This window comes from Alkalihalobacterium elongatum, assembly GCF_019024285.1.
GTDB lineage: Bacteria > Bacillota > Bacilli > Bacillales > Bacillaceae_F > Alkalihalobacterium > Alkalihalobacterium elongatum.
Genome location: NZ_WMKZ01000033.1, coordinates 1 through 26,243 on the forward strand (window position 1 = coordinate 1; position 26,243 = coordinate 26,243).

Below are 26,243 nucleotides of genomic sequence, written 5' to 3' on the forward strand. Positions count from 1 at the left end.
TTCAGCTGGTGCTCGGGCTTCATTCGGGCTCTATGTTGACCTCTTCCTTCGGTTCAGCGGTTGCTTGGGCTTCATTCGAGCTCTATGTTAACCTCTTCCTTCGGTTCAGCCGTTGCTCGGGCTTCATTCGGGCTCTATGTTGACCTCGTCCTTCGGTTCAGCGGTTGCTTGGGCTTCATTCAGGCTCTATGATGACCTCTTCTTCCGTTTCAACCATTGCTCGGGCTTCATTCAAGAAGAAGCTCACTCATACAGTCGTAATTAACGACTGATTAGTCTCCTTCTTTAGGATTGTGTTTCGTGGAACAATCTGTGGAACAAGGTATATCGGGGCGTCACAGCAACAAAACTACAATTGATTGTACATGCTACGAAAGTGTATAATATAAACAAAGTAATCATAAAGTCAAAATGGCCGAGTGCCGCAAACACTCAGCCAAAGCAACTACATGCCGCATGAAGAGCGGCTAGCAAAATATCAGGTATACATTTTTCATGAAGTAACTACCCTTATCTTGACAGGAGCAGGGCGGTTACTTTTTTCTTTTGACGAATTTTAATATTAACGTTATCACAGCAATCAAGACTAAATTTGATTGCAGTATAACAGCTATTGCTTCATATGTCGTCATCTTACCACCTCCCTTCTTATAGGAGATGGCTAACCGCCCATCCGCTTTATGAAGTTGCTATTGTTAATTATAGCAAACGTATGTTCCTATTTCTACCATTCTTTTAAATTAGGAAGGATGTCCCACCGTCACGCTCCATTGTAACTACCACAAACCGTAGAACAATCGTGTTTAGATATATTTACTCGGGCACTACAGCGTCGCCCCGCATGCACGCACGAAGTGAACTGCACACCACACTGCACAACAAAAGCCCCCACATCAGTGGGGGCTCTTGCTTGCATACTTTAGTTGAGTAAAGGTGCCTGGCACCTTTTATGTGCATCACATCTTTTATGTGTATCGCACCTTTTATGCATGATGCTCATCGTACTACTTTTATCGGTTACGCCAGTCTACTCCTCAATCACTTTGAAGCTTGTAATTTCTACTTCTGCATTTCCGACTAATGCGGAAACTGTGACGTGGCTGACTTCAATGACGCGTTCTTCTGTTTCTCTGCCTTCACCGTACACTTCTTGTTCTACAGCTACTTTGATTGATAGCATGAAGTCTTTACCGTTATTTTTAGCAACTTTTCCGAGGTCAAAGTCGGCTAATGGTAATGTGTACGTACCTGTTTCTGTTTCGATTTCAAGCATAGCGTCAGGCTGTGATTGTTTCAGTTCTTTGATTTCACTTGTAGGAATGAGAACTTCAATTACATCGTTCGCTGCACGCTCTACTTCTACTATAAAGCGGTCAACACGGTCACTGTTTGCCGCTGCATTGATTAATGCATCCTTGGCAACCGTTGCATTCACTTTGTTTTTACCATTTTCTTGCGTTCTTTCAACTTGAACTTTTCCGTTATCTACTTTAATTTCTTGACCTTTCGCTTGGCCTTGACCTTTACCTTTCTTCTCAACCGCAGAGCCAACTGACGCATAAATGCTGTTTGCTAATAAGCGGTAGCTGTGTTCTGTATGCGCTCTAAACGCTAGGTCATTTGCAAATAAAGTAAATGTTGTATCAGCAGTAGACGCTGTAAATGCCATTACCTTACCTTTAGCATTTTCGTTTCCTGGCCACCAGCCAGCTACATAGAAGTCATCGCTGTCACTGAACGTCGCTAATACGTCTGCGCCTTCAGGAACTGAACTAATCCATGCTCCTGTCGTTACGTAAAGAAGCTCTTCTTCACTGTAACCTGAAGTTATAAGATGCTCATTGACATCAGCTTTTACAAGTCCTTCGTGGTTTGCTCTTGTATAGCCCCAAGTAAATCCAGGCAGCTTACCGCTGTTTCGAACAGCATTCAAAGCGTTCACACCTATACCAATATAAGATTTTCCTGACACATTATTAGCATTAAAAGTACCACTATCAGCAATAATCACATCTGCATCTTGTTGATTTACCAAATCAAACCCAAGCTGATTTAATGAAAATCTCAACTGCGAAGACCCCGTTACAGCAACTTTCGGCTGCGTAAGTCGGTTCGTTTTCAGATTTTGGCCATTCCCTAATGGCAGTGTTTCAAAATAATACTTGCCTTCATATGAACGAAGATCCTTTGTCGCAACGATGAAGTCACCTTGGTTCACACGAGCGTTCGTTTCCATTGCTACTTCAACTGTTTTGCCATTTTTCAGAAGCTCATTCACAAGTTTGATCGTATCATTATTCGTATTTTGCAGTACTTGCTTTGGCGTGTTTCCAGTAACACTACCTTTTGGAAGCTTGACGTTTTCAACTGCAGACGTCACTCCTGCAAATGCACCCGCTTCACGAATAGTATCAATATCAAATCCTCTTAATGCTGGGAAGTTAACAACAATCGGATCATACATCGCTCCCCAGTCAGAAACGTTCTCCCCTTGATAAAGCACTGCATTCGCTAGACCGCGTTTTGCTTGATTCATAGGAACAACAAACGTGCCTTTCGGGTACAGTGTCCCGTTTATTTCGATATTCTTTGTTGTTTGCTCCACCTTCACACCGTTGCGAAGCAAATAATCTACCATTTTATGCGCTTCAAGAAGATTTTTTTGCTCTTTATCATCTGTCGGAATTACATAATAATCAGGGAAGAAATTGTCATGCTCTCCTCGCACACGGCCAATTGATTCACCCGCTGCATTGACAAAATGCTTATCTACAGCACGGTTATCTTCGCCGTTCACGCCACGGTTGAAGATCCCCAGCTGATTTGCAAATAAATCGTCTTTATTTTCCGTAACAAACAGTGTAGCTCCTAATCCCGTACCGATCATCGCATACAGCGAGTCCTGGCTTAATTCTGGGACTTCTATTGTGTGGCCTAATGAGCCGTGCAGCATCGCATAAATTGCCGTATAAGCTGGCGTCATATCATCCCAGCCATCTTTCCAATCTAATTTCGGAATAAAATATGAATTTAACTTTGAAAGCCCAATTCCAGCTTGTCCCATTGCATGAGCTTGTTTAAGCATATTATCACTTAATAGATCATACTCAAAATTCGGGTTGTGCGGCGGTGTTGCTGGTTCAATTAAAAATCCGTTTACATACCCGTGCATATCAATAAAAGAAAGCGGTGTCCACTCGGCAATAATTTCATTCACCTGTTGTGTTTCCACCTGTGTTTGGTACGCGTTGTCACGGTTTAAGTCAAACCCGTTTGCATTCGCTCTTGTATTGGCAACCCGTCCATCTGGATTGTTTGTAAATAAATATAAGAAAATCACATCATCAAGTACTTCGTCGACATTTAGTGTGACCGCTGTTTCATCACCATCTATAGTCAATGAATTAAACTTCACTTCATCCTCTAACGCAAACTTCTTGAATAATTCAACCTGAGCATCCACACCTTCAACTTCATCAGGGTGAATATTGTTAAACCAAATCGGAACTTGGTAGTCTCCCATTGTTCCATTTTCTAACTCTTCTAGTAAACTAGCAGGATTTTCTAAAGCAGTTGGCAGCGTTTCATTTAAATATTTATCAACTGCCGCTTTATCACGAGCTAAAATAACGAAATGAATGTCGCGTCCTTCAACAGACGTTCCAACGTTTTGGTATTCCAAGTAACGTTTATTAGACTCATCTGCTTGAGCTTCTGCGAATACTTGATCAATCGCAGGCTTTATTTCTTCATTAAAAAGGAACTCATCATATACGTTCAACTTAACTTCTGTCGCCGCTTTTGCTCCACTTTCAGAGTTGATAAGCGCTAACTCGTAGTCACCAATAAACTGTTGATACTGCACGCGAATTGTTCGATTTGATAAATTCGTACGATCATAAAGCAAACCAAACTCCAATGTCGCTTTCACAGTGGTTGTGCCATCGACAAAATGAGGTTCCTCGATGACTGTAATAAATGGCTCACCGTTATAATTCGTTCCGCCTGTCCACTTTTTCCATTCAGAAAGGCTTTTTCCACCAAACTGAAATTCTAGTGTGTCCAAATCTACTTCCTTACCAAAATCAGCTTGTACTTCTACCGTTCGGATTTCAGTAAGAGAAAATAACGAGCGACTAACTTCTAATTCTACAACTTCGCTAGCTTCTACTGTGTTAGGTGAAGCCAACGTAGCTGGGGTAATCAATGATAGCAACATAATGATTACTGCAAAGACTGTCATGAACTTTTTCATATCCAAATCTATCCTCTCCTCTATATTCTACTAAAATAACATACCAGAATATTTCGTAGAGGGAAAGAATAAATATACAATCTTTCTGATTTTTCTTTCGACAACTTTCACTGTGTCCTGTTAGGACGAGGACTTACATTAACTAAAAATAATTCATCATCAACCTAGTTAAACAACTGTTTAACTTCCACATTTCAATATTAAAATAACAACACACTCACTTAAGACTTTTGTAATATGTAATTTCTACCATGAATTTTTATTAGATAATATGTATTTGATATTAAAAAACATCGTCAATCCCCCTGCCGAAAAACAAAAAACCAGACCCATTAATAAATGGTGCCTGGCACTACAGGAAAAAGGACCTACACAGCCCTTCACGACAATCTATTCTTATTTTTCCACTTGATCATAAAGGTGCTCGGACTCTCCTATCTTCACTTCACCTATTTCCAGCAAAGTCTGGACCTTCTCAATCTCGCTAGAATCTCCAAACTCAATGACGATCTCATGGAGTAACTTAAGTGCTGCTTCAATATGCGCTACTCCTTCTAGGTATACGGCATGAACATGTTCATAGTGATCGGGTATATCCTCCCTATCCTTAAACGCATTGATCCAGTTGGTTAATTGCCTACTGTATTCACTGGAATCCTCGACCCACATGTCGTTCATCTCGAAGTTAGCCAGATGATTGTTCAAGTCATCCATTGCTGCTCGCACCCGCAAATGAACCTTCTCATAGAATACTTCATATTCTTCCGTTTGGTCAGGAGCAGTCATGCCAATCTCCTCACTGTTCACTTCAGTATTTGCTGGTATAGCATTTTCAGCACTTATAACCTCAACATCATCGATCACCGTCGGGTCGCCATCTGAATCGGTCAATACAAACATCACGCCAACGAAAACCGTAGCCACTGCCAGGCAACTCAGCTCATATTTAAATTGACTCCAATGTCTTTGCTTCCCAACGATATATTTTCCTAGTAAAACGAAAAAGACAACGGCTAGAACGATCAATGAGACCGTAAATAAATAATGAGACTGCATGTTTCCCACTCCTAAAGTTCCTCACTCCACTTTTTTATTTCCCAGAAAATTAGTAGGAATTTGGAACATATTATTATGAGAAAACAATAAGGTGTTTGAGTTGAAAAAGCAAGAGGTTTTCCTATTTAACATAGGTAGTAATAAAAAGTGCCAGGCACCCTATTAGGTGCCTGGCACCGTTCGTGTCAATGTGGCGCGGGACGCAGCGGTAGCTTCACTTGGACGTCGCCAGAGTGATTGGCATTATTGCTAAGTTTTAATTTTCCGTTATGCTGCTTGATGACTCTTTCTGTAAAAGTTAGGCCTAAACCATAGTGATTGTTGGACGTTCGCTCAACGTTTTCTGTGTAAAATAGCTCTGTTCCTCTTTTCAATGCTTCTTCGGTGAAACCAGGTCCACCATCAATGACATTAAATTGGATCGAATTTTCATCTTGCCTAACGATTAATTGAACTTTCTCATGTGGAGGAGTTCGCTCAATTGCATTGAGTAAGATATTATTGAGGGCTCTAATCACCAGATCGATATCGATATATAGCGTCGTCCCTTTTTCTGAATTATTTTCCACGATTAAGTTATGAACACCGAGCTTTTTTACTTCACACTCTACTTTTTCCAAAAACTCATTAACGGTAATTTCTTCTTTATTCAATTTAAGTTCCTTATTATTCAGGTTAATATCAATAACCTCTTGTATATAACTTTCTATCTGTTTTATAGCATTCTGGATATCACTAAAAGTTTCTTCGGAATCCTCATTCCTATCTATTTCGAGCAATTCAACATTCCCTTTTATGACAGTTAATGGGATTTTAATATCGTGTATTAAATAGCTAATTTGTTCAGCCTTTGATCTCTTACTTTCGATTTCGTTTTCAATAGATTTAACTAATGCTTCTGATAAATTTTCCATAGCACCCATGACATCTTTATACTCATTAAACGTAACTTCTGGGAACTGAATATTTAAATCTTTTTCTTTTATTTTACGAGCGACATGAATTAACTTTTGATTTTCCTCAATAATAAGTCGCGAAAATCTCCTTATATTGTAAACTAAATACGTACAAAATACGATAATAGTTAAAATTAGGAGAATAACTCCAGGGTTTGGGATTGCCTGCCTTAACTCTAAATTGGCAAACTGAATTTTTAACGTATAACGGATCATGAGACTTTCATTTTGGCTATCATACCGCAAGTAAGAATTAGATTTTCCGTATTGATTATTTATATATGCCTTTTGGGCCTTTTCCATATTTCTTGAGCTTAAATTAGTATGCACAATTTGGTTCGTTTCTTTATTGAAAATTGCATAGTCTAATTGTGGAGGTATAATAGCAGGATCAATACGATCCGAATTTTCTATGATATCCTTGATTTTTTCCGCTTGTTTTATAGGTTCATTGGCTGGGAGAAACACATTGTTATTCAACCCCCATGTGACGATACCAACATTGAGAAGTATGATACAAACACCCACAAAACCAATACTGAGTATCCATTTAAAAAAGTATACTGATAACGTATTTCTTATTCCCATATATACCCTACACCCCAAACTGTATGAATTGGGGCCAAATCAAACTGTGCAAACTTCTTCCGTATCATCCTGATATGTTCAATGACAGTTGAAATTTGAGATTCACTTTCTAAAGAGTACACGGCATCATAAATGTAGTCTTTTGAGAAAACCTTCCCTTTATTTAAGGCCAACAGTTCACAGATATTATATTGGGTTTTAGTGAAGCCAACCTCTTCTCCACGAATAATGATTTTTTTAGCAGCCAAGTCTAGAAGAATATCACCATCAATAAATGTATTCGTATTTTGCTTTTTCGGTCGATGCTCCCTGCGCAAGTGAGCCTCAATACGTGCATTGACTTCGTGAATACTAAAAGGCTTTAAGATATAGTCATCGCCGCCAATCGTTAGCCCTTGTATGATTGAGTTTTCATCACTTTTTGCAGTCATGAATATGATCGGGATATTAATGAACGGCCTTATTCTCTTACATATTTGAAAACCATCTTCATCAGGCATCATGACGTCAAGTAAAATGAGATCAAAATTATTTATCTCTTCTAACGTCAAATCTTTCAAACTTTGAAGACCTGTTACTTCATGGTTTTTCATTTTTAACATTTTTGTGATTAGCCTTAAAATCGCTGCATCATCATCAATCGTTAATATATTAGCCATTGTTTAACACCTTTTCGTCATTTATTAATCAATCGTTTTTCGATTTGACCAACGATTGAACCAAACCATACTCCAGAGAATAATCATAGTTGTTAGTAGAAAAGCCGTAATACTTCCTCTTACTACGAGGTTGAATTGATCTGAAATCACTATTCCATTTAATTGAGGAATAACTATAAGTTGCTCAATAAAGCGATCGCCCCATGCCCACGGTAAGTAAGGCCAAATATTATCTCCAATTGTAGTCATTGCGAGAGCAGCAATAATTAATCCTGCAAACCCGAAAATACTCGTTATGCCCACTCCATGTTTGTAAGCAATCATATGATAGAAAAAATATTGGAAAACAACAGTAAGACTAAAAATTAGCCCCGCCCATAAGAAAACCGTAAAATCAATTCCCTCTATCCCTACCATATACTGTATACCGAACACATAAATCGTGATAGTTAAAAGTATAGCAAACCAATAAGAGACTAGCATCATGCTAATTTGACTAATAAATGTTACTATTTTACTTCGTGTTCGTCCGATCATATTTTGAAAATTTCCTGCATCGCCTTCTGAATCTGCGACCATACCACAAATAATCGCTATGATAACAGGTGTCCCTACTCCTATAAGCTCAAAGAAAATTTTATAGCTAGCCGCTGCACTTAAAGTATCACTTCTTCCGAGCATATAAACGATCAAAGCTCCAGATAGTGAGAGTGGAACGATAAGGTGTAATACTAAAAATAAACTTCGCTTTCTTTTTTTAAATTCAGCTAAAAAACATCGTATGAATTCAAGCATCTACCTCACCTCTAATTTTCTGAACGACCATACGGCTAATAGTGTAAGAAGGAAGAAGAGTAATAGACTTATTGTAATAGCGACGGGTATAACAGAAAAACTTAGAAGTTCACTATCCTCTGGCAGTGGGATACCATTGGAATGGAGCTTCGTTAAAGGCATTTGGACTCTTAAGTGCCAAGCATACGGTACCAACCACCAATCTTCAGTGGGAGCAAAAAGAGTACCCAAATTCAGATTAAGCATACTATTAAAAAGTAAGGTAAAGAAAAAGTTCGTTTTTCTTGAAAGCCATAAGCAAAAAGGGATTTGCCATAGTGAAGTAATAAATGTGAGCAAGACCGCTAAAATACATAGGGACAATGGGACTAAAAAGGGACTTTCTATTACAAAACTAGTAATCGTCATGATCACAATTAAAAAAATCGACGCTAAAAAAGTAAATCCTACTAAAAATACGATCCTCGTTAGTTCTCTCTTGCCTAAATTGACGGGGAGTCCCACTGTTGTTTTAAAGCGTGTTGATTTTTTTTCCAAGTTATTAAGAAGACCAGCTACAGCTGCGATAAATACTGATAGCCAAATGATCCCCCAATGATTAATGATCGTTTCCACACTCAGTCTAATAATTTCTGGGCCGCCGAGGAAGTTAAACGATAATGCAAGGAATGCGCATATCAAAGGAATGATAAAAAGCATTTTTCTCATTTTTGTTCGTTTCGTTTTTAACACTTCTGATTTTATATCCAAAATCACTAATCTCACCTCCTATTTTGAACGATGATTTCTTACTATATTTGTAAAGAGTGTCTCTAAATCCTCATGCACGTCGTATTCTCCTTCGTACCCTAAAATCCCATTACTTATGATGCCAATATCATCTGCAATATGCTCAACTTCAGATAACAAATGACTCGACAATAGCACCGTAATTCCTTGCTTTGGAAAAGACCGAATGAGCTCCCTCAACTCTTGAATACCAATCGGGTCTAAGCCATTTGTCGGTTCATCTAAAATCAGTAACCTCGGTCGATTTAAAATTGCAAGGGCAATTCCAAGGCGTTGTTTCATCCCCATAGAAAAATTCATGACCCTTTTACTGCCCGTATTCGTAAGACCGACTGTTTCTAACACTTCTTCAATTCGTTGCTTCGGTAATCCTAAGATCGTAGTAATCACCTCTAGATTTTCTTTAGCGGTCAGATTCCCATAAAGTGGTGCATGTTCAATTAAAGACCCAATGTGTGTTAAATCGGCTCGACTCCAAGGATGACCATCAAACACAACCTCTCCAGATGTAGGCTTAATGAGGCCAGCAATGATTTTTAGCGTAGTCGACTTTCCCGCACCATTCGGTCCAAGCAAACCATAGATCGTGTTGCGTCGCACATTTAAGGACAGTTCTTTAACGACCGTATCTCTTCTATATTTTTTAGTTAACCCCTTAGTCTGCAACATGTAAGTATCAGTCATCTTCTTTCCACTACTCCTTTTTCTTATGATTTAAAGAGAGTGTAACAACTAAACCTCAAGATAAAATCAAATTCCCCAAAGTCTTTTTACACAAAAAAGAACAGCTCATCTACAAGGATTTTTGTAAATGAACTGTTTTTTTATTCGTAAGTTAAGTCTGTACCGTTTGTTCAATATTTTTTAAAACTCTTTGTCCATATAACGTATGATAAGCATATGAGTAGAGTTTATCCTCAAACTCCCGGTCAATAACAAATAATCGATTGAAATGTAAATGAATAACGCTCCCGATGATGTTAAATAAATCACTCGTGAGTTCAGGAGTAGAAGAGATCTTTTCCAGGTATGCAGTTATACTCCCTCTCCTAGCCTCTAATATATTTAACAGTTTATCTCCCTCGGCTTGTTTAGAAAACTTATCCCAGTTATTATATGAATCTAAAGTATTAATAAAGTCAAAAGGCTCCTCTTTGTATTGTTTTTTGTAAGTACTATCATTTTTTAAATTTATTTCTAAAAAGTGTAGCTGCGCATCATAAGAAATTTGGAAATCATTCAAATAGTGAAGCAAAGTGATAACACCTACTTGTTCTTTATTCAATTGATGCGTTCTCATATATTCTAGTAAATTCATCACAACTAAACTATCCTGATAAAACAAATCTTCTGCATATGGAATTAATGAAGGTCCACCATATCTATTAACCTCTGGGAAATATGTACCAATTTCCACTTCATACAATATATTCACCTTTCGCAATTCCTCAAAGAATGTGTTCAACTTTGTATAGATTGTAAATAAATTAGCTGAATCTACCGATTTAAACCTTAATCTTATATGTGGTTTTGGATCACTATAACGCATAAAAAAGAACTTCTCATAATCATTACAGCCTAAGTGATGTACCAAAAAGTAGTGTAAAAAGTCTATCAATTCATCCTGTCGATCTTCGGGACCGTACAATTTAAGAAACAGCCAATCGTTAAAAGGAAGATACCGATTTTCCTTGTATACACTTCCATATTGTGCAACAGATTTGGACTTTTTCTTCAATCGATATTTCTCGTTCAGAACGAATGGAACAACAACTTCTGCAGAGTAAGACTCTTTTCCTAAACTAAGCCCAGGTTTTCCCGCCTCCGCTTTTTCCAGTGTCAAGCTAGGGAACTTAAAAAAGTTCTTAAATAGTAAATTAAAATCTGTTGACTTCGATAGATCTAATAAAATACGATTATCGGCAAATTGAAGGTAAACTTCATTAGGTATAGAATAAACATTTTTAAACTCCCCAAATTTCACTTTAAATGTTTCAATATCAGCCTTACCTTCGAACTTCTTTCTCAAGCTTTGTAAACTCCATTTCTCGTTTGAGAGGGTAATTTGTTCATACCTAATTTCAGGGATATGTATGAAATCCTGGTAATATACACTCCATGGTGTACTACTCCATTCTAAGCTTTGATATAAAGAAATATCACTTAATAAGCGAATAACATTACTTGTAGAACTTAAATTAAGCATGTTCATACTAGTAACATTGAGTAATCTCCCGTTCTTCTTATTTTTTAAATAAAAATACTGATCGTCAAAACCTACTAGAATGTCAGATAAAGCTAGTTCTTGATTTGGCTTATATGAGTTAGTATATAAAGAAATATTATATTCCCTAGGAGAATTCACACTTGTAACATTAGCCATTCTAATATGTGAAGGAATAAAGCTTAACTCCACATCATCAACATCAGGATCAGCTAACTCTTTCTCAATTTCTTCTAATACATCTTGGCATCCATTCATCATATAACTAAACCTACCGAAGGTCTTTCCAGCTTCAGATGATCCGATGTTTGGACCCAAATAAAGCAAATTTTCTCCACAATTATCTTTTCTAAGTATAAAATTAAGTTCTAGTGAGTTAGGTAAATGATCTTCGTCTACCTTTAACCCTATTTCATCTAGTTCTTCTTCGGTAATAACGATTGGATGCTTATTTTCAATTGCATCTAAATATTTATCCATAAAATATCTTTTTAGAATAGTGGTTTCATCGTTTAATACCGGAAGGTCTTGTGTAAACTTATTTTTAGGGTGACTATAAGCTTTTAAGGCTCCTATACCCTTTATTTCATCGATTACTTCATAGATAGGAACCTCTACATACGTTCCAAATTTCTCTATAAACCTCAGCCGATACTCTTCAAATTGTTGCTTAAAGCTATCTTTGTAATGAATATTCGATGCAAATTTCATTAAGATATTAATACATTTATTAATGCTATCAATTTCTTTCTTACTTAGAAGTTGTTCGTCAAGCTTGAGTTCAGTATCAACTTGTAAATGTTTTTCATTTTGAAAAGTGAATATATTTCTCATCTTCTCCTGTATTTTCAAATAAAACTCTGTACCCTCGCCTATTGCGGTATTATTATACTCAATAATTAGCGAGCTAATTTGATCAAGCGGTTCACCATATTGACTATATAATTCTGGATTCTCCTTTAACTGGTTGATGGTGTATGTTAGAAGGTCTGTATTACAAACTGGAGGTCGCACTTCGGAAATAAGAAATTCCTTTTCAATCAATGTTTTTAGATAAACAGTTAGTGAGGAAATATCTCTTTCAGGATACTCTTCTTTTAAAGAGTGTACTAACAACTGAAAACTTACCAACTTCTCTGAACACAATTCTTCAATGATCGCTAGAGGTTTACTATAATTAACATTGATTTGTTGCGATTTACCATTTAACGTATATGGAATATATAGTCGATTCCCTATACGATAACTCGCTGTATTCATTTTAAATTTTAAAATTGAATAATTTTCGAGTTCAATCTTCTTTATGAATCTAAACAACCATTCCGCGTCAATACGACTATGTTTTTGGTAGTTTAGAAAAGAAGGTGTTTTTGTACCAGCCGAATTTTTACTGAAATCTTGAATTGTAACTCCCGTAAATAAACCAAAGGGTGTTGTTCTAGTTGATGCCCGATTTATATAGTTACCTAAAGAGGTAATTAGATTTCTTTGTTTCTTCTTTGGTAGTTCGCTGAAATCTTTATTGACTAATGAATTATATATATTCTCACTCGCTACTAAGATCTGTTCACAAAAATATTTATCATTAGCAATGCTTTCAATATTGTTCTCTAGGTCTCCATATTTCTCTTTTAATGAGTTTGGCTGTAACGGTACTCTTAGCATATATTTATTGATAGGTGTAAAATATGTCATCATTGAACCCTTCCTTTAACACTAAAACTAATCGTCTAATAAAAATGCAGCACTCCATGTAGATGGGCTATTTTCTTCAAAAGATAATAAAGGTAATAATACACCAGTTATTCCTTGTAAAATTCCTATGGAGTTTAGTTTTAATAGATTATTATCTTTTAACTCAATATCTAAGAACCCAAAAGAATTCGCTTCATTAAAATACTCCAATGTTTTTTCTTTGAGTCTATGTGACTCCTCTAAGAACCTGATATCTAATGTTTTTTCATAAAACCGCTTGTAAATATAAGTAATTCCAGCATATCCATGACAAAATGTCGGGGAAAACAACCCTTCCTCTTTACCAATTAAATCAAGCATCGCTTGCTTTGCTAAGCCTAATAATTCCAAATCATTTAAAGCTTCAGCTGCACACAGCAATGCAAAAGCAGTACCTGGAGTACCGTAACACCAAGCAGAGCGTGAAGGCTCATTAATAATCATATTGGTATCTATATAATTATTAATATTAATCATCCCACCCCAATTGTTGCTATTATGATTTTTTAATCGTAGAATGTCTCCCACAATTCTATTTATTGCTTCAAGATGACCTTCGACTATTAAACCTCTATTATATGCCTTGCTTAAAATAATCAGTGGACCTGCTATACCATGTGACAACCCAACATTTAAAATGCCATCTTTAAATATTCCTTTTTCATGGTCCGAAAATAAATGTTCATTTAGAATATGCCAGTTTGGTATTTTATAATTGTTATAGTCTTTGTAACTAGATAAGGTTACGAGGTAGTCTAGGATCTTTCGAATGAACAATTCACTTGTATTGTCATTCCTAATCAAAAACAGGTAATTAGCAATCCCCGTTAACCCTTCAACTACATCATAATCAAACATCTCAGTTGCTTTTTTCTTTTTTATAACTGCTAACGTTTTATCAATTTGTTCATATAAATATTCATCCAATGATCTTTGTAGTTTTGAATAATACTGACCATCCAAACTTGCTATTCGAATAGCAAATGCAATTCCCGCTGTACCAGAAAACAAAGAAGCACCTTGTATTCCCCTTTCATTTATCCATTTTACGATTTCACCAACATAAACATTAGAATTTTCCATCCACTTCATATTGTTATCTATTATCCCTAAGTTACTAAAGAGGACACACAATGATGGATAGCCATGACTCAAAGTTAATGGACTTAATGTTTGCGTAATCCGTCCTACGCCTTTATAGTTCTCTTCATTTCTTTGCGATTCCATATGAATGTATGCTACATCAGTTAATCTCTTTGCAATATGCCTTAACCTTTGTTCTGTAGTCACGTTTTTTAACATTTACCTAACCTCACTTTTGTGTAACACTCTTAACTTTCTACTAAGAGTTTTTCACCAACTCTACGTTACTATCGATTTGATCCTTCTGGTATAGCCCACGATATACCTCTGAACTACTCATTAATTCCGAATGGGTTCCTACCCCTTCTATTTCTCCAAAATTGATAACTATGATTTTTTCTGCATTCTTTGCTACTGCAACCTTATGAGTAATAAACATACTTATTTGATCATTAGCTAATTTAAAGAAACTATCAAATACACGTTTTTCAGAAATTGCATCCAACGCTGAACTTGGTTCATCTAATAAAAATACGGATGCATCTCTATAGTAGGTTCTAGCAATAGCTACTTTTTGCCACTGTCCTCCAGACAATTGAGTTCCCTCATCAAACCAGTTTCCTAATTGATTATCCAACCGATAAGATTCCTCACTATTTTTTAAAAAGTCAACATTAGCAAGTTGTAATGTTTTATTTATTTTTTGAGTATCATTGATATTGTCAACATCACCTAAAGTAACATTATCACCTAGAGTGAACTCATATTTTAAATAGTCTTGAAAGAGGACTGCTATACACTTTCTATAACTCTCTTTATTGATCATTTGTAAATCTATACCATTAATAAGGATTAGTCCTTTGTAATGGGTATACAAGCCACAAATGAGTTTAAGCAATGTACTTTTACCAGAACCATTTACACCAATAATCGCCACTAACTCTCCTTTCTTGATACTAAAAGAGATATTTTTCAACGATTCATCCGTTCCACTATAACTAAAAGATACATTCTTAAATTCAATACTGTTAATAGCACCAATAGTAATTTCACCAGAATTTACTTTTTCCGTTTCCAAACTTAAAAACTCATCTAATAGTTCCATATATAAGTTACTTTCGTATAACATATAAATGTTATTAACCATGGCTTGACCATTTGATTGAATCATACCGATAGATTTGATATATGTTGCTACGTTTCCAATTAGTAACTTGCCAGTGAAAGCGCTAATGACAGCTATAAATACAACAACCCCCATACAAATATCTTGAATAGTATTAAAGATAAATCCATAAATCATCTTCTTCTTATTAATCGAATTGTCTTGGTTTCTAAAACGAGATTTTAGCGCCCAGAACCTTTTTAAAAAATAATTTTTCAGACCATACATTTTAATTTCTTTAAAAGAGAAATCATGTGTTAATAAGTAGCTGATATACCATGCCTGTCTTTCAGAATTACTTCTTTCAAAATGAATTTTAAAATCCTCTTGGGCAATTTTTAGATAATAGTATAATGATAAAAACGGTAATATGATTAAAATGATAACTAGAGCAGGCTTCCATAAGATTAAAATAATCGCCGAAGAAATAAATGTTACCGCAGCTGAAATAATTCCTAATAATGCTTGGAAAGTTTGAAAAGGTTTGTACCCTACTTCATTTTCTAAACGGGTTAACTTGTTGTATACTTCAGAGTTTTCAAAATCTTTCATTGACAAAAGACTACTTTTTTCTATTATTAGATAATTGATCTTGTATTCGAGCAGTAGTCTTAATTTACTATTAAAATACGAAGAGATGCTTGATAACCATGATGAAAAAAGCGAAAAGCCTAAATATATAAATAAAAGAATACTTAATTGGTTTAAAGTACTTTGTTTTAATTCAATAGCATTTAGTAATTGTTGAAACAAAAGAACTGATATAACTGGGGATAATCCAGTAAAAAGGGTAAGTAACATTACCCAGTAAAAGTTTCTTCCTGTAATATTAAAGATTAATTTAATTGTCTTACTTATTAACTTTAGATTTTTATTTACTCTTTCCATTTTTATCATTCCGTTTAGTTTTTTGGAATTTCTATTTTATATTGTTTGCCTATGATTTAATCTAATCTCTATGTATTTTTTATAGGAGACGGAAGGACTAATTAATAAGTGCTTTAGCACTTAACTCGTTAAAACAGACCGAGATAATGAAGTTTTATTAATTTATGTAAAGGTCTATTAATAGCGGGGGTCAAGTGCTAAAGGCTTTGGTGCAGTGTCTAAAAAATTCATCCATTTACAAATTAATACGTTGTAGTGAAGCAAACCCATTTCCAGCATGATCCTGGAGTGCAAGCATATCTACTTCCAACTTGTGGCTGTACATCATTATTGTCACTAGCCTGTTTAACATTTAGATCGAAATCATCAAACTTTGGCATCTATATCACCTCCTTTATATAGGTTGATACAAGGTCTGTGAGAAATGATCTTCCTTATTAATATGTTGTTGTAAAGCAAACCCACTTCCAGCATGATCCTGGAGTGCAAGCATATCTACTTCCAACTTGAGGTTGTACATCATTATTGTCACTAGCTTGTTTAACATTTAAATCGAAATCATCAAACTTTGGCATCCATTTCACCTCCTTTCAAGATTTTCACAATTGAGATTAAAGTCCAATTAATATTAATTAGTTAAAACTTTTATCCAGCAGGCAAATAAAAAACTTATTAATATTATTTTCCTTTTCACTATTGCAATAAAATAATAACCATTAAAAATCAAGATTTTATCAATTTTTTCAAGAAAATGAATAAATTGTCAAAAAATAAATTTTATTATCTTATTTTGTATAAAATATTTACATTTAAAGTAGCCAAGATATGAAGATAACCGCGAACCATATTGGTTCGCGGTTATCTTCATATCTTATAAAAAAGAAACAATTGAATTTCAAAAAAAAGAATGGTTATTAAATAATGAATAGACTTTTACCGAATAGTTCTATGGAAGGCGTAATGATTAATGAAGAAGGCCCTCTTTCGACAGGAGGGCCTTTTATTTAGGGAATAAAAGAGCACTACCCTTCTTGTCTAAACAAGTGCCCTTTTATCTTAACTACTACGGTTGCCCCAGCGACCAAACAACCTACCAACGGCCAAATAAAGCCCAATTCCCACACTCGCTCCAGCGGTATCGATCAGCACATCGCGTACCTCGCCAGATCTTCCTGGGATAAAAATTTGGTGCACTTCATCTGAAATGGCATAAAGAATACAGATCAGAAGAGCCAGTCCCACCTTTCTTAATAGTGGCAGATGACTATAACGCAGTGCATTCATGACCAAGATACCGAGAATGAAGTAGGCAATGAAATGAGCATTCTTTCTCACCAGATGGTTGAAAGCGCCAATATCAAACTCCATATTCGGTGCAACCTTCTCGACTGTCTCAACAATAACTTCTGTTATACCAGTGCTTAAATCATTCGAAACCGTCGCTGGCTGATGGGAAAGGTAAAAGATGAGTGCCATCCACAGGATAACAGCTGTCCATGGAAGAATTTTTTTCATGTATTTTATGACTCCTATGTTAGTAAAATAGTAAATTGATTTTATTCAACCTCAATGGGAACTTCAATAATGTGATGACCACCAGGAACAATTACATCGACCGTCACGTGTTTGATAATGATTTTATCATAAAAATGAGATCGGTTTTCATAACTTTCTACAGCCTCTTTAACCATTTGAATAACTTCTTCTTCGGTGACATAGTCAAGAATGCTATACATGCCAACACCTATTCTGATAAACATTTGATCAACAACGTACTCTTTTACTCTATCCTCATCACATCTTGGGTCATCTCTCTCACATTCTTCTTCTTCAAAATCTGTTAAATCATTTACCGCTCGTTGGATTTGATGCGGTAAATCATTAATATAGTTTTCTATCGATAACGTATCGATTTGGTTGATTACCTTTAACCAATTAACATCCGATTCTACTTCGCCAAATCGATCGAAAATATGCCTGATGCCGTCAGTCATGCTTTCATCCGTTTCCATTTCATTTCTCCAATCACCAACCGAGCTTTCTAGTGAGGCTAAGCGGTTTTCAAACTGATCCATATCACCAGATGTTTCTTTATTTTTCATTTCTTCCAACTCTAATTTCACATTAGCAAGTTCAGCTTGTAATTCTTCAATTGCTTGTTGCTGCTGAACGACCAAATCGGCCAATTCTTTTACACTAACCCCTTGCCCATTCCCATTATTAAAATTTGAGGAATTACTCGCTTGTACGAATGAGTAACTTCCAACTATTGAACCAAATAGAATAATAGATAAAACCAAAAACTTTACCTTTAAGTTCATTCAAAACTACCTCCTAAAAAATATATAAATCTACTTATAATATTAACACAACAAGAAAAATCAGGACGTCACTGTTACGCTACCATACACGAATGGAGCTAGAAGAGAAAACTAACACTCATTAGAAGGAAAACAAACAAAAACCTAGAAATTCATGTATATGCCTAGTGATTTTAAATACATATATGCCGTTGAGCTTACTAAATCGACCATTCTAACTTATAAAATTGTATGGTATTGGCGCAGGTCTTAACGATATCGGCGTAACTCCATTTTCGGCAAGCAAACGTAGGGATTTAATAGTGCATGCCTTGGACTGCCCCAATCAATTGCCAATTTTCTATACAACAAAAAAAGTAAGGCCTCCCCATGCATTATAGGGGAAGCCTCTACTAACTAAAGCCATAGATTTTTTATCGCAATCAAGCAATCACGAATCACGCAATCAATTAAAAGGCGTCATGTGACGGAATCAATCCGAATGAATGTAAGGTGGCTTTCCGTCTGGGGTTATTTCGTCATAAGCCATGACTCCCGTGAAAGAAGTAAAAAAGAGTCCTACTGCCATTGCTGCTATAACGAGGGTTGCTTTCGTTTTATTCTTCATCATGCCACATTCCTCCTAATGTTTAGTCTTTCTATTATGCCATACTTACTGAAAGTCTGTCTTCCCTGAATTTTAATAATTTTTAGATAATACAAGCCGTAAGCTTGCTTTTATATTATAATAGCAATACTTATATTAACATATTAATATTTTATACTTTCAAGCGACAAAATTCGGTGTTATCGGGGCGGGAGCAGAAGCAACCACGAACGAGCACCTTTATAGGAGGGAACTTATGTCTTATTCGGTTGGACAGCGTATAAAAGATTTAAGAGAGTATTTTAACGTTACGCAAAAAGAGCTATGTGACGGGATCTGCAGCCAGGGGCTAATTAGCCGCATAGAAAAAGACGAAGTGTCTCCAACAGCAGTCGTGTTAGAGAAAATTGCAAAACGACTATCGGTCGATATGAACTACTTTTTTGATGATATCTTCAACTACGGGAATAACTACGTCGAAATGATGAAAAACACGATCGATAAAAAAATTCGGGAATGCCATTACGAAGAAGTGCTGCAGCTTATCACCCTTGAAAAAAACAGCCCTCTATTTAAAAGCGATCAATTAAAGCAATATATGTTATGGCGAGAAGCGATCTGTATTTTCCACGTCAAACATGATGAAAAACGAGCACTCGAGCTACTAGACTCTGCACTTAAAATTGTGAACTCTTCCCCAAAAATTATGTCAGAATATGAGCTCCATATCTATCAATCAAAAGCCATTATTTACAGCATGACCAACAAACTAGAGTTAGCAGCAGAAATCTATAAGACACTCGTCCAAAAAATCAATAGTCTCACTCATATCAAGCATAAACGATTAATGATCAACATTTACTACAACGCGGGTCTGAATGCCTACGACCGCCAAGACTATGCGGAAGCACTAAATTTAGTAGATCAGGCCATCGCCTTGTGTATTGAAGAAGATTACTTGTATTTGCTTGGGCAACTATTTTTTCTATACGGCATTGTCCTTTTTGATCACGATCATACAAACAAAGAAGAAAGCCTCAAGTACTTGGACAAAGCGCTCTTTATCTTTACTCTGAAAAACAACCAAGCCATTATCGAAAATGTACATGAAGAAAAAGCGCGAATTGAAAATGTGAAGGCCACGGGGTAGTTGTCGAAGTAGAAAAAAACCTTAGCTAACAGTGTCAGCAGGTAGTGAAAGTTCAAAAATCACATGGCCATTTGCTGATTTAACGTACAGAACCTCATCTGTACGTTTCTGCTGTGCTTTTGTATAAGAATTTATTTTCCATTAACAATGAGGTCTGCTCGTTCAAAGGGTTTATGTTCTTCAACATAAATATCTTCTGAAATCATCCAATTATTTTCCCACATATCACGAGCCTCTTCACCATCTCTTTTTAGACCTCGTGAAAGCCTTAATTCTCGTGGGCAATCAACCCATATAGTATAATCATATTTTTTTACTAATTCATTACGAATCGAATAAACACCCTCTATTATTACAATTCCCCCAACGGGAACAACATGCCATTCAGCTAGTCTATCCGTCTCCCAATCATATCGCTGATAATGTCCCTCTTTGTTTTGACTGATAGGTTCAAGAACTTGTTTTAATAAACGTTTCCAATCAAAATCTGCACCAATTGGCTTTTTCTCTGGATGTATTTTTATTATTTGTGAGGACGGCAAATAAAAATCATCCATATGTACAACAGTAACATGAGCACATTCCATCTTCAGTTTGGCAGCTAATGTACTTTTTCCGGAACCTCCACAACCATCAATTCCAATTAACAAGGTTGGTTGCTTTTTTGAAATGGAATGAATTGACTTAACCAACTGTTCAAACTCAACAAATTCACTTTTTTTAGTTGTTAAATCCACTATATCCCCCCTTAAATCTGTCATGCTCATTTAATCAAGTTCCATCTCACTTATCATAATTATTTCTAGTCTCTCCAAAACTTTGTATAGTCCGCTTTGTCTTGAATATTAAATGCAATCATTTTCTCAAGTAATTCGTAATTTACTGGTTTCTTCCACGGAATTCGAAACAATCCTTTCGTAGCGCTGTAGCCAGCTTCTGCAATGTCATCGGCAAATTGCGCAATGCCAACCTCCTCTGGCGATACGCTCATATGGTGTTTCGCTATGGATAAGCCGATGATATATGTGCCGTGATCGGAAAACATTGGCGTATTCCACTTAATTTGTGGTTCTAAATTTGGAAATTGATTAGTAATCCACGACAAAATTCCCTCTGTTCGTTCACGATGATCGGGATTATCGATACCTGCTAAATATTCTGCAAAAACCTCCACTGTGTTCCCTCCTATAAATAAAAATCCAGAAACGCTTCTGAAACACCTATTCACTGTAAAAAATCCTCACAAAGTCGCGTGCTCTCTTCAATGCCCACTTTTTTTGTGTATTTGAACTAGAAAAGTGATTTCTTATCTAACTATAATGCTTTTTAGCGCAAAAAGAAAAGCGCTCACCTTTATTCAGCAGCGCTCTTATCAATAAAATAACATTAAACTTTTTACTTTCTTAAGTTTACCTTCATTAAAGAGGCAATTTGTTGCTTATCTGTAGTTGGAATTTGTTCTAATTGGTTAATAACTAGCTCTTGTCGCTGAATTGAATGGTTTTGGCTTAATTTAGCTTTTCCTTCTATTTTATTGATTTTTATTTTGAGACCTGTGGTAATAATAATGAAGCATAGAGACTGTTCCCCATGCTTCATTAACCCCCATGTATCGCATTCAAAATAAGCTTGTTCAGTATCTCTGGTTGTTCGTGATGAATCCAGTGCGTCGCTTCTTGGACCATAGTCAGCCTTCCATCATCGCACATTTTCATGCTTTCTTTTGCAAGCATAAAGGATAAGAATTGATCTTTCCTCCCCCAGATCATGCGAACGGGTACCGTCACTCTTTCATTCGATATTTGCCCCATCGTCCCCGCCCTCAATGCTCTGTACCAATTGAGCATACTCATCAGGGCATTTGGTTTGGACCAGGAGGCTTCGTATTGCTGGAGGTCCTGTTGTGAAAACGTTCTTGGGTAAGCCGAAATTAGCATCATATTTTTTATTGCCTTATAGTCGTTTTCTGAAAGAAGCTTTTCTGGAATTACTGGTGTTTGAAAAAATAAAATGTAAGAGCTCCGGAACATCTGGGTCGGGTGCTTCACTATATTTCCCATAAAAACAGCAGGATGAGGTACATTGATGGGAATTACCTTGTCCACGTAGGAAGCGCGTGTTGATGCCAAATGCCAAGCCACTAAGGCTCCCCAGTCATGTCCAATAATGGTGGCTTTTTTTCTGCCAAAGCACTCGATCAAGCCAATCACATCATCCCTTAGTTTATCGATTGTATACTGCTTGATCCCTTTTGGCTTATCACTCAAATTATATCCCCGCTGATCGGGAATAATGACACGATAGCCCGAGTTTGCCAATGTGCTGATCTGCTTTTTCCATCCGTACCAAAACTCTGGGAAACCGTGTAGAAGGATAACAAGAGGGCCATTCTCTGGACCTACAACAGCTGTATGTAAGTGAATTCCATTCGTCTTTATAAAACGAAAATCTATGTTTTTCATCATCGAGTCCCTCCTGTTTGGGGGTCTGACCCCCACTATGTTAACGCATTAACGCAGCGGGGGTCAGACCCCGTATCTCCAAACAAGGCTGTTCGTTACTTCAATAACCTCAACCTATTTATTTTGGTGTTTTTCAAGCATTTCCTTCAAATAATCTTCAGATTTCCCTTTTGGAATGCTGAGACTTTTCCAATCATTATCTTTTAGTTGTTTTCCAATGTAAACAATTTGTCCAATATGATATGCGTAATGTGCCATTTGCCTTTCAATAGCTTCTAAAACCAAATGATTTTCTCCACGAATGTTAATATTTTTTAATAAATCTTGCTCTCTTAAATCAGTTAGTGTATCAATTAGTACTTTCCAACCTTTTTCCCAAACAGTGATTAGCTCAGCTTTCGTAGTTATATCATCTATAAATTCCCCTTCACGATTTCTATATTCTTTTTCCCCATCTGAAGTTAAAAAGTCACTCCACCTTGAAACCATATTTCCACTTAAATGCTTTACTATTATTGCTACGCTATTGGATTCGCTATTATAGTTCCAATGTATTTCCTCTTCCGATAGTTGGTTTAATGTCTTATCTCCAAGGATTTTTACACTATTAAATCTTTCTATTACAATCCTCAAATACTCTTTTCCAATATCCATCTGAATCCCCCTATAAACGAATAATGCTATACAATATTAATTTAAAGACTAATGTATTAGTAAACTCTTCTGCTCTTTACTTCAATATGAAAAAGGCGATAACCTTTATTCAGCTATCGCTCACCGTTAGTTGTATAAAATTGTTTACTTATTTCTCTTTATTGAACCAAATTTTATAACCTTCCTGGTTTATTTCTGCAATAACATCTACTGTTCCACCCATTAAGTGGGTATTTGATTCTACTTCCGTCTGATAAATTTGGTACACATTTTCATCTTCAAACGAATTAACAAGATAATAAATTGAATCACCTGCACTATCCCATTTAACCCCATAAACATCCTTAAATATAAATGAACCTCCAGGTGCTTGCTTACCCTTTTCCATTTCAAAATGATATAAATTTATTCTGGCTGAATCATTATATCCACCAATAAATGCAATTACATTTTTTTTAGGTGCCCATGCAAACCCAAAAGGCGATTCGTAGCCATCGTAGTCGTATTGATAACCAATAGTTTCGGACAAATTAATCTCTTCACCTGTTTCTAAGTTAACAACAAAAATTTTTATTCCACTTTCCACCATAACATCATAAGCTAAAAATCGTTTATCATATGAAAAATGCAAACTTTGAATGTATTTATGATTATCAGGTAAAGAAACCTCAAATTTATTATTTTTATCATGTATAATTAACTCGCCATCTACTATTGATAGCTTATAATCCTCTATTTCGACAGTATTAATTGTTTCTTGAAGATTAACGATATAGGGGTTTGAATAATAATTTATTTCCTTTTGAGAACATCCTAATATTAGCAAAACAAAAATAGTCATTAATATAATTATCTTGAGAATATTCCTCACGTTTCTCCTCCAATCTTTTTATCTGTTTCTTCAACTATTCTGCTCATTACTTCTGCTATTTAAAAAATAGAAGAGCTGCCGAAACAACTCTTACAGTTACTGATCTTCAACTATTGCACTCCGTTTGTTTAATAAGTGCACGCGTTTAACCAATCAGACTTTCAAAAAGAAGATAAAATCCTGTACAACTTAAAAGGATATACGTAAATATCCTAAACATCCGTTGATTAAACCATTTGAACTTCATTTGACCTACAAACAACCCTAAAAATACTATTGGTATTGCATATAGACTTGATACCCATATCATTTTGTTAGTTCCAGTAAAGATTATTTGGGTTATTAGACTAATGAAGTAGATAAACAGATAAAACGCTAAAGTAGTAGCTCTTAACTTACCTTTCTCCGTATCCGTTCCTGTAAAGTAAAGTAATAATGGAGGTCCTGGCATACCGATACTTGTCGTTAAAAGACCTGAAAACCCGCCAATGATGAAATCCCTAAATGCTGTTGGTTTAACCTTAAAATTAAAAATCAATAACAATGTTAATAGTAAGAGAATAATGCTAACTCCTAATTTAAAAGCATCGATGTTAATAGAAATAAAGATTAAAATACCAAATGGTACACCAACTATACTTCCTAAAGTAAATCTTTTCAGGAGTAAAATATCAATGTCCTGTTTTATCTTTAAAATTAGTGATAAAGAGATAATTAATGACAAAATAATATTTATTTGTATGGCTTCTTGTGGAAGGAATAACATTAATAAGAATGGAGTTGCCATAATAGAAAAACCAAAACCTGTACTTGTTTGTAAAACAGAGGCTACTAATATAATACATATGAAAATGAATACAGCTCCCAAAATAGACCTCCTCGTTTAACAAACTGCTCGTTACTTGAAGAAAGATGCCTTGCTCCCATATTGAAGCATAGCACTCCGTTAGTAAAAATATTTCAACTGTTTATAACAATCCTCTTATGATAAAAAATATTGTTGTAATAAATATTCCTAAGATACAAAACCTTACATACTTCAAAAATACCCTTTTATCATTTCTTGGTGATAACTCTTCACCATTAGAATTCATCTTTGCCTTTTTTACTATGTTGTTTGCTTTTATGTATGAATAAATCGAAATAATTATTCCGAAAACTATTCCAACATCAGTTATCCTAAACCATTCAAAAAACAGTTAAATCACCTCATTTATTTCAATATACATACACCCGATATGTTTAACAAGTAAACGTATTTCTTATTCAACAATTCTCCCCGTTAACACCATAAGAGTCCATGCAGCTTCTTGAAGTATTGCTTCCGTTAGTTGAACAAATTCAACATAAAAGGGACCCTATATCTATATATTATCTAGGTCCCTTAGTTGCTTTCATTCATTTGTAGTTTTGATAAATTAATAATATAGCCTGCTTTCATCAACAAATCTAACCCAAGCAAACCATTGATATCATCATATCCGAAATCATTAAAGTCTAACTCTACATCTTTTACTGTAAATTCACCCATTTGAATTTGGTCCACTCGTTTCCTAAAAGCGTGCTCTTTCCCACCAATCCCATAGTAGGTGACAATTTTATCTTGCAAATCCACTCCTCAGCCCAACGTCTTGACGGATTTCAAGGACAATATTCTCATGTATTGTATGATATACTAATTCATCGCCTTTTGATTTTAATAGTTCCTTAGTTGCCATTTCATCTGGTACAGGAGATATTACAGCCATATCATCAATAATTTCTTGCCCATCCTTGATATGAGAAGATAATGATTTTAATTTTACAAATTGATTAGGATATAACTTTCTCACTTCGGACCATTTTATATCGAGCACCACCTTTCTAATTACTGTTATTTAGTTTTGGGGTCTGACCCCCATTGTGTTAACGCGTTAACGCAGCGGGGGTCAGACCCCCTCACGCAATTCCAGTAATCAAAGTAAATAAACTGAAAATATTTAGTGTATAACCAACATCACTTACCAT

At 35.6% G+C, this 26,243-nt stretch carries 25 protein-coding genes and 1 pseudogene; 1 reads left to right on the forward strand and 25 read right to left on the reverse strand.

Annotated features, from left to right (window positions below; all coding sequences use genetic code 11):
* Positions 1-533: 533 nt before the first annotated feature.
* The 16 genes from GKP30_RS23635 to GKP30_RS20805 all read right to left on the reverse strand — a co-directional run bounded on the left by GKP30_RS23635 (position 534) and on the right by GKP30_RS20805 (position 19,123).
* Complete coding sequence (locus GKP30_RS23635) at positions 534-632, reverse strand: putative holin-like toxin (protein ID WP_236035268.1); 99 nt, start codon at positions 630-632, stop codon at positions 534-536.
* Between the two features lie 395 nt (positions 633-1,027).
* Complete coding sequence (locus GKP30_RS20735; protein WP_236035273.1) at positions 1,028-4,255, reverse strand: M14 family metallopeptidase; 3,228 nt, start codon at positions 4,253-4,255, stop codon at positions 1,028-1,030.
* A gap of 396 nt (positions 4,256-4,651) precedes the next feature.
* Positions 4,652-5,311, reverse strand: a complete 660-nt coding sequence (locus tag GKP30_RS20740; RefSeq protein ID WP_216831382.1) for a hypothetical protein — start codon at positions 5,309-5,311, stop codon at positions 4,652-4,654.
* A gap of 185 nt (positions 5,312-5,496) precedes the next feature.
* The gene (locus GKP30_RS20745; RefSeq protein WP_216831383.1) at positions 5,497-6,855 is read right to left on the reverse strand and encodes a sensor histidine kinase; all 1,359 of its coding nucleotides are present in this window, start codon (positions 6,853-6,855) and stop codon (positions 5,497-5,499) included.
* Positions 6,846-7,514, reverse strand: coding sequence for a response regulator transcription factor (locus GKP30_RS20750; protein WP_216831384.1), 669 nt, complete (start codon positions 7,512-7,514; stop codon positions 6,846-6,848). The genes GKP30_RS20745 and GKP30_RS20750 overlap by 10 nt, the downstream gene beginning before the upstream one ends.
* Positions 7,515-7,538: 24 nt before the next feature.
* Positions 7,539-8,309 carry a lantibiotic immunity ABC transporter MutG family permease subunit gene (locus GKP30_RS20755; protein WP_216831385.1) on the reverse strand — a complete coding sequence of 257 codons (771 nt, stop codon included), beginning with the start codon at positions 8,307-8,309 and terminating at the stop codon, positions 7,539-7,541.
* Entirely contained in the window at positions 8,310-9,065 is a 756-nt protein-coding gene (locus GKP30_RS20760; RefSeq protein ID WP_216831386.1) for a lantibiotic immunity ABC transporter MutE/EpiE family permease subunit, read from the reverse strand. It abuts the gene before it with no gap.
* Between the two features lie 12 nt (positions 9,066-9,077).
* The gene (locus GKP30_RS20765) at positions 9,078-9,782 is read right to left on the reverse strand and encodes a lantibiotic protection ABC transporter ATP-binding protein (RefSeq protein WP_216831387.1); all 705 of its coding nucleotides are present in this window, start codon (positions 9,780-9,782) and stop codon (positions 9,078-9,080) included.
* 151 nt (positions 9,783-9,933) lie between these two features.
* A complete protein-coding gene (locus GKP30_RS20770; RefSeq protein WP_216831388.1) occupies positions 9,934-13,020 on the reverse strand; it encodes a lantibiotic dehydratase in 3,087 nt (1,028 codons plus the stop codon).
* 24 nt (positions 13,021-13,044) lie between these two features.
* The gene (locus GKP30_RS20775; RefSeq protein WP_216831389.1) at positions 13,045-14,358 is read right to left on the reverse strand and encodes a lanthionine synthetase C family protein; all 1,314 of its coding nucleotides are present in this window, start codon (positions 14,356-14,358) and stop codon (positions 13,045-13,047) included.
* 40 nt (positions 14,359-14,398) lie between these two features.
* On the reverse strand, positions 14,399-16,192 hold the full coding sequence (locus GKP30_RS20780; protein WP_216831390.1) for an ABC transporter ATP-binding protein: 1,794 nt from the start codon (positions 16,190-16,192) through the stop codon (positions 14,399-14,401).
* A gap of 242 nt (positions 16,193-16,434) precedes the next feature.
* Positions 16,435-16,572, reverse strand: a complete 138-nt coding sequence (locus GKP30_RS20785; protein WP_216831391.1) for a gallidermin/nisin family lantibiotic — start codon at positions 16,570-16,572, stop codon at positions 16,435-16,437.
* 57 nt (positions 16,573-16,629) lie between these two features.
* Positions 16,630-16,767, reverse strand: coding sequence for a gallidermin/nisin family lantibiotic (locus GKP30_RS20790; RefSeq protein ID WP_216831391.1), 138 nt, complete (start codon positions 16,765-16,767; stop codon positions 16,630-16,632).
* A 481-nt stretch (positions 16,768-17,248) separates the two neighbouring features.
* Positions 17,249-17,707, reverse strand: a complete 459-nt coding sequence (locus GKP30_RS20795) for a VanZ family protein (protein WP_216831392.1) — start codon at positions 17,705-17,707, stop codon at positions 17,249-17,251.
* Positions 17,708-17,748: 41 nt separating this feature from the next.
* On the reverse strand, positions 17,749-18,513 hold the full coding sequence (locus GKP30_RS20800; RefSeq protein WP_216831393.1) for a hypothetical protein: 765 nt from the start codon (positions 18,511-18,513) through the stop codon (positions 17,749-17,751).
* Positions 18,514-18,985: 472 nt separating this feature from the next.
* Positions 18,986-19,123, reverse strand: coding sequence for a hypothetical protein (locus GKP30_RS20805; RefSeq protein ID WP_216831394.1), 138 nt, complete (start codon positions 19,121-19,123; stop codon positions 18,986-18,988).
* A gap of 232 nt (positions 19,124-19,355) precedes the next feature.
* Between GKP30_RS20805 and GKP30_RS20810 the strand changes: the two genes are divergently transcribed.
* A complete protein-coding gene (locus GKP30_RS20810) occupies positions 19,356-20,249 on the forward strand; it encodes a helix-turn-helix domain-containing protein (RefSeq protein WP_216831395.1) in 894 nt (297 codons plus the stop codon).
* A gap of 131 nt (positions 20,250-20,380) precedes the next feature.
* On the opposite strand, the gene GKP30_RS20815 is transcribed toward GKP30_RS20810, so the two are convergent.
* From GKP30_RS20815 to GKP30_RS20855, 9 genes and pseudogenes are all read right to left on the reverse strand, one after another.
* Positions 20,381-20,941, reverse strand: coding sequence for a uridine kinase family protein (locus tag GKP30_RS20815; protein ID WP_236035275.1), 561 nt, complete (start codon positions 20,939-20,941; stop codon positions 20,381-20,383).
* 110 nt (positions 20,942-21,051) lie between these two features.
* On the reverse strand, positions 21,052-21,423 hold the full coding sequence (locus tag GKP30_RS20820; RefSeq protein WP_216831396.1) for an iron chaperone: 372 nt from the start codon (positions 21,421-21,423) through the stop codon (positions 21,052-21,054).
* A gap of 221 nt (positions 21,424-21,644) precedes the next feature.
* Positions 21,645-21,803 (reverse strand): annotated as a pseudogene (locus GKP30_RS20825) (FMN-binding negative transcriptional regulator); the annotation flags it as partial.
* Positions 21,804-21,847: 44 nt separating this feature from the next.
* Positions 21,848-22,714, reverse strand: coding sequence for an alpha/beta fold hydrolase (locus GKP30_RS20830; protein ID WP_328703195.1), 867 nt, complete (start codon positions 22,712-22,714; stop codon positions 21,848-21,850).
* A gap of 111 nt (positions 22,715-22,825) precedes the next feature.
* Complete coding sequence (locus GKP30_RS20835; protein WP_216831397.1) at positions 22,826-23,365, reverse strand: DUF1572 domain-containing protein; 540 nt, start codon at positions 23,363-23,365, stop codon at positions 22,826-22,828.
* A 148-nt stretch (positions 23,366-23,513) separates the two neighbouring features.
* Positions 23,514-24,236 carry a TolB-like translocation protein gene (locus tag GKP30_RS20840; RefSeq protein WP_216831398.1) on the reverse strand — a complete coding sequence of 241 codons (723 nt, stop codon included), beginning with the start codon at positions 24,234-24,236 and terminating at the stop codon, positions 23,514-23,516.
* A 145-nt stretch (positions 24,237-24,381) separates the two neighbouring features.
* A complete protein-coding gene (locus GKP30_RS20845) occupies positions 24,382-25,104 on the reverse strand; it encodes a sulfite exporter TauE/SafE family protein (protein WP_216831399.1) in 723 nt (240 codons plus the stop codon).
* A 516-nt stretch (positions 25,105-25,620) separates the two neighbouring features.
* On the reverse strand, positions 25,621-25,845 hold the full coding sequence (locus tag GKP30_RS20850; RefSeq protein WP_216831400.1) for an aspartyl protease family protein: 225 nt from the start codon (positions 25,843-25,845) through the stop codon (positions 25,621-25,623).
* On the reverse strand, positions 25,835-26,095 hold the full coding sequence (locus GKP30_RS20855; RefSeq protein ID WP_407928652.1) for a hypothetical protein: 261 nt from the start codon (positions 26,093-26,095) through the stop codon (positions 25,835-25,837). Before GKP30_RS20855 ends, GKP30_RS20850 begins: the two co-directional genes overlap by 11 nt.
* Positions 26,096-26,243: the final 148 nt, after the last annotated feature.

Coding starts and splice junctions, on each gene's coding strand:
- GKP30_RS23635 (WP_236035268.1), bottom strand. CDS start 632: ATGACGACATATGAAGCAATAGCTGTTATACTGCAATCAAATTTAGTC.
- GKP30_RS20735 (WP_236035273.1), bottom strand. CDS start 4,255: ATGAAAAAGTTCATGACAGTCTTTGCAGTAATCATTATGTTGCTATCA.
- GKP30_RS20740 (WP_216831382.1), bottom strand. CDS start 5,311: ATGCAGTCTCATTATTTATTTACGGTCTCATTGATCGTTCTAGCCGTT.
- GKP30_RS20745 (WP_216831383.1), bottom strand. CDS start 6,855: ATGGGAATAAGAAATACGTTATCAGTATACTTTTTTAAATGGATACTC.
- GKP30_RS20750 (WP_216831384.1), bottom strand. CDS start 7,514: ATGGCTAATATATTAACGATTGATGATGATGCAGCGATTTTAAGGCTA.
- GKP30_RS20755 (WP_216831385.1), bottom strand. CDS start 8,309: ATGCTTGAATTCATACGATGTTTTTTAGCTGAATTTAAAAAAAGAAAG.
- GKP30_RS20765 (WP_216831387.1), bottom strand. CDS start 9,782: ATGACTGATACTTACATGTTGCAGACTAAGGGGTTAACTAAAAAATAT.
- GKP30_RS20770 (WP_216831388.1), bottom strand. CDS start 13,020: ATGATGACATATTTTACACCTATCAATAAATATATGCTAAGAGTACCG.
- GKP30_RS20775 (WP_216831389.1), bottom strand. CDS start 14,358: ATGTTAAAAAACGTGACTACAGAACAAAGGTTAAGGCATATTGCAAAG.
- GKP30_RS20780 (WP_216831390.1), bottom strand. CDS start 16,192: ATGGAAAGAGTAAATAAAAATCTAAAGTTAATAAGTAAGACAATTAAA.
- GKP30_RS20785 (WP_216831391.1), bottom strand. CDS start 16,572: ATGCCAAAGTTTGATGATTTCGATCTAAATGTTAAACAGGCTAGTGAC.
- GKP30_RS20790 (WP_216831391.1), bottom strand. CDS start 16,767: ATGCCAAAGTTTGATGATTTCGATTTAAATGTTAAACAAGCTAGTGAC.
- GKP30_RS20795 (WP_216831392.1), bottom strand. CDS start 17,707: ATGAAAAAAATTCTTCCATGGACAGCTGTTATCCTGTGGATGGCACTC.
- GKP30_RS20800 (WP_216831393.1), bottom strand. CDS start 18,513: ATGAACTTAAAGGTAAAGTTTTTGGTTTTATCTATTATTCTATTTGGT.
- GKP30_RS20805 (WP_216831394.1), bottom strand. CDS start 19,123: ATGATGAAGAATAAAACGAAAGCAACCCTCGTTATAGCAGCAATGGCA.
- GKP30_RS20810 (WP_216831395.1), top strand. CDS start 19,356: ATGTCTTATTCGGTTGGACAGCGTATAAAAGATTTAAGAGAGTATTTT.
- GKP30_RS20830 (WP_328703195.1), bottom strand. CDS start 22,714: ATGATGAAAAACATAGATTTTCGTTTTATAAAGACGAATGGAATTCAC.
- GKP30_RS20835 (WP_216831397.1), bottom strand. CDS start 23,365: ATGGATATTGGAAAAGAGTATTTGAGGATTGTAATAGAAAGATTTAAT.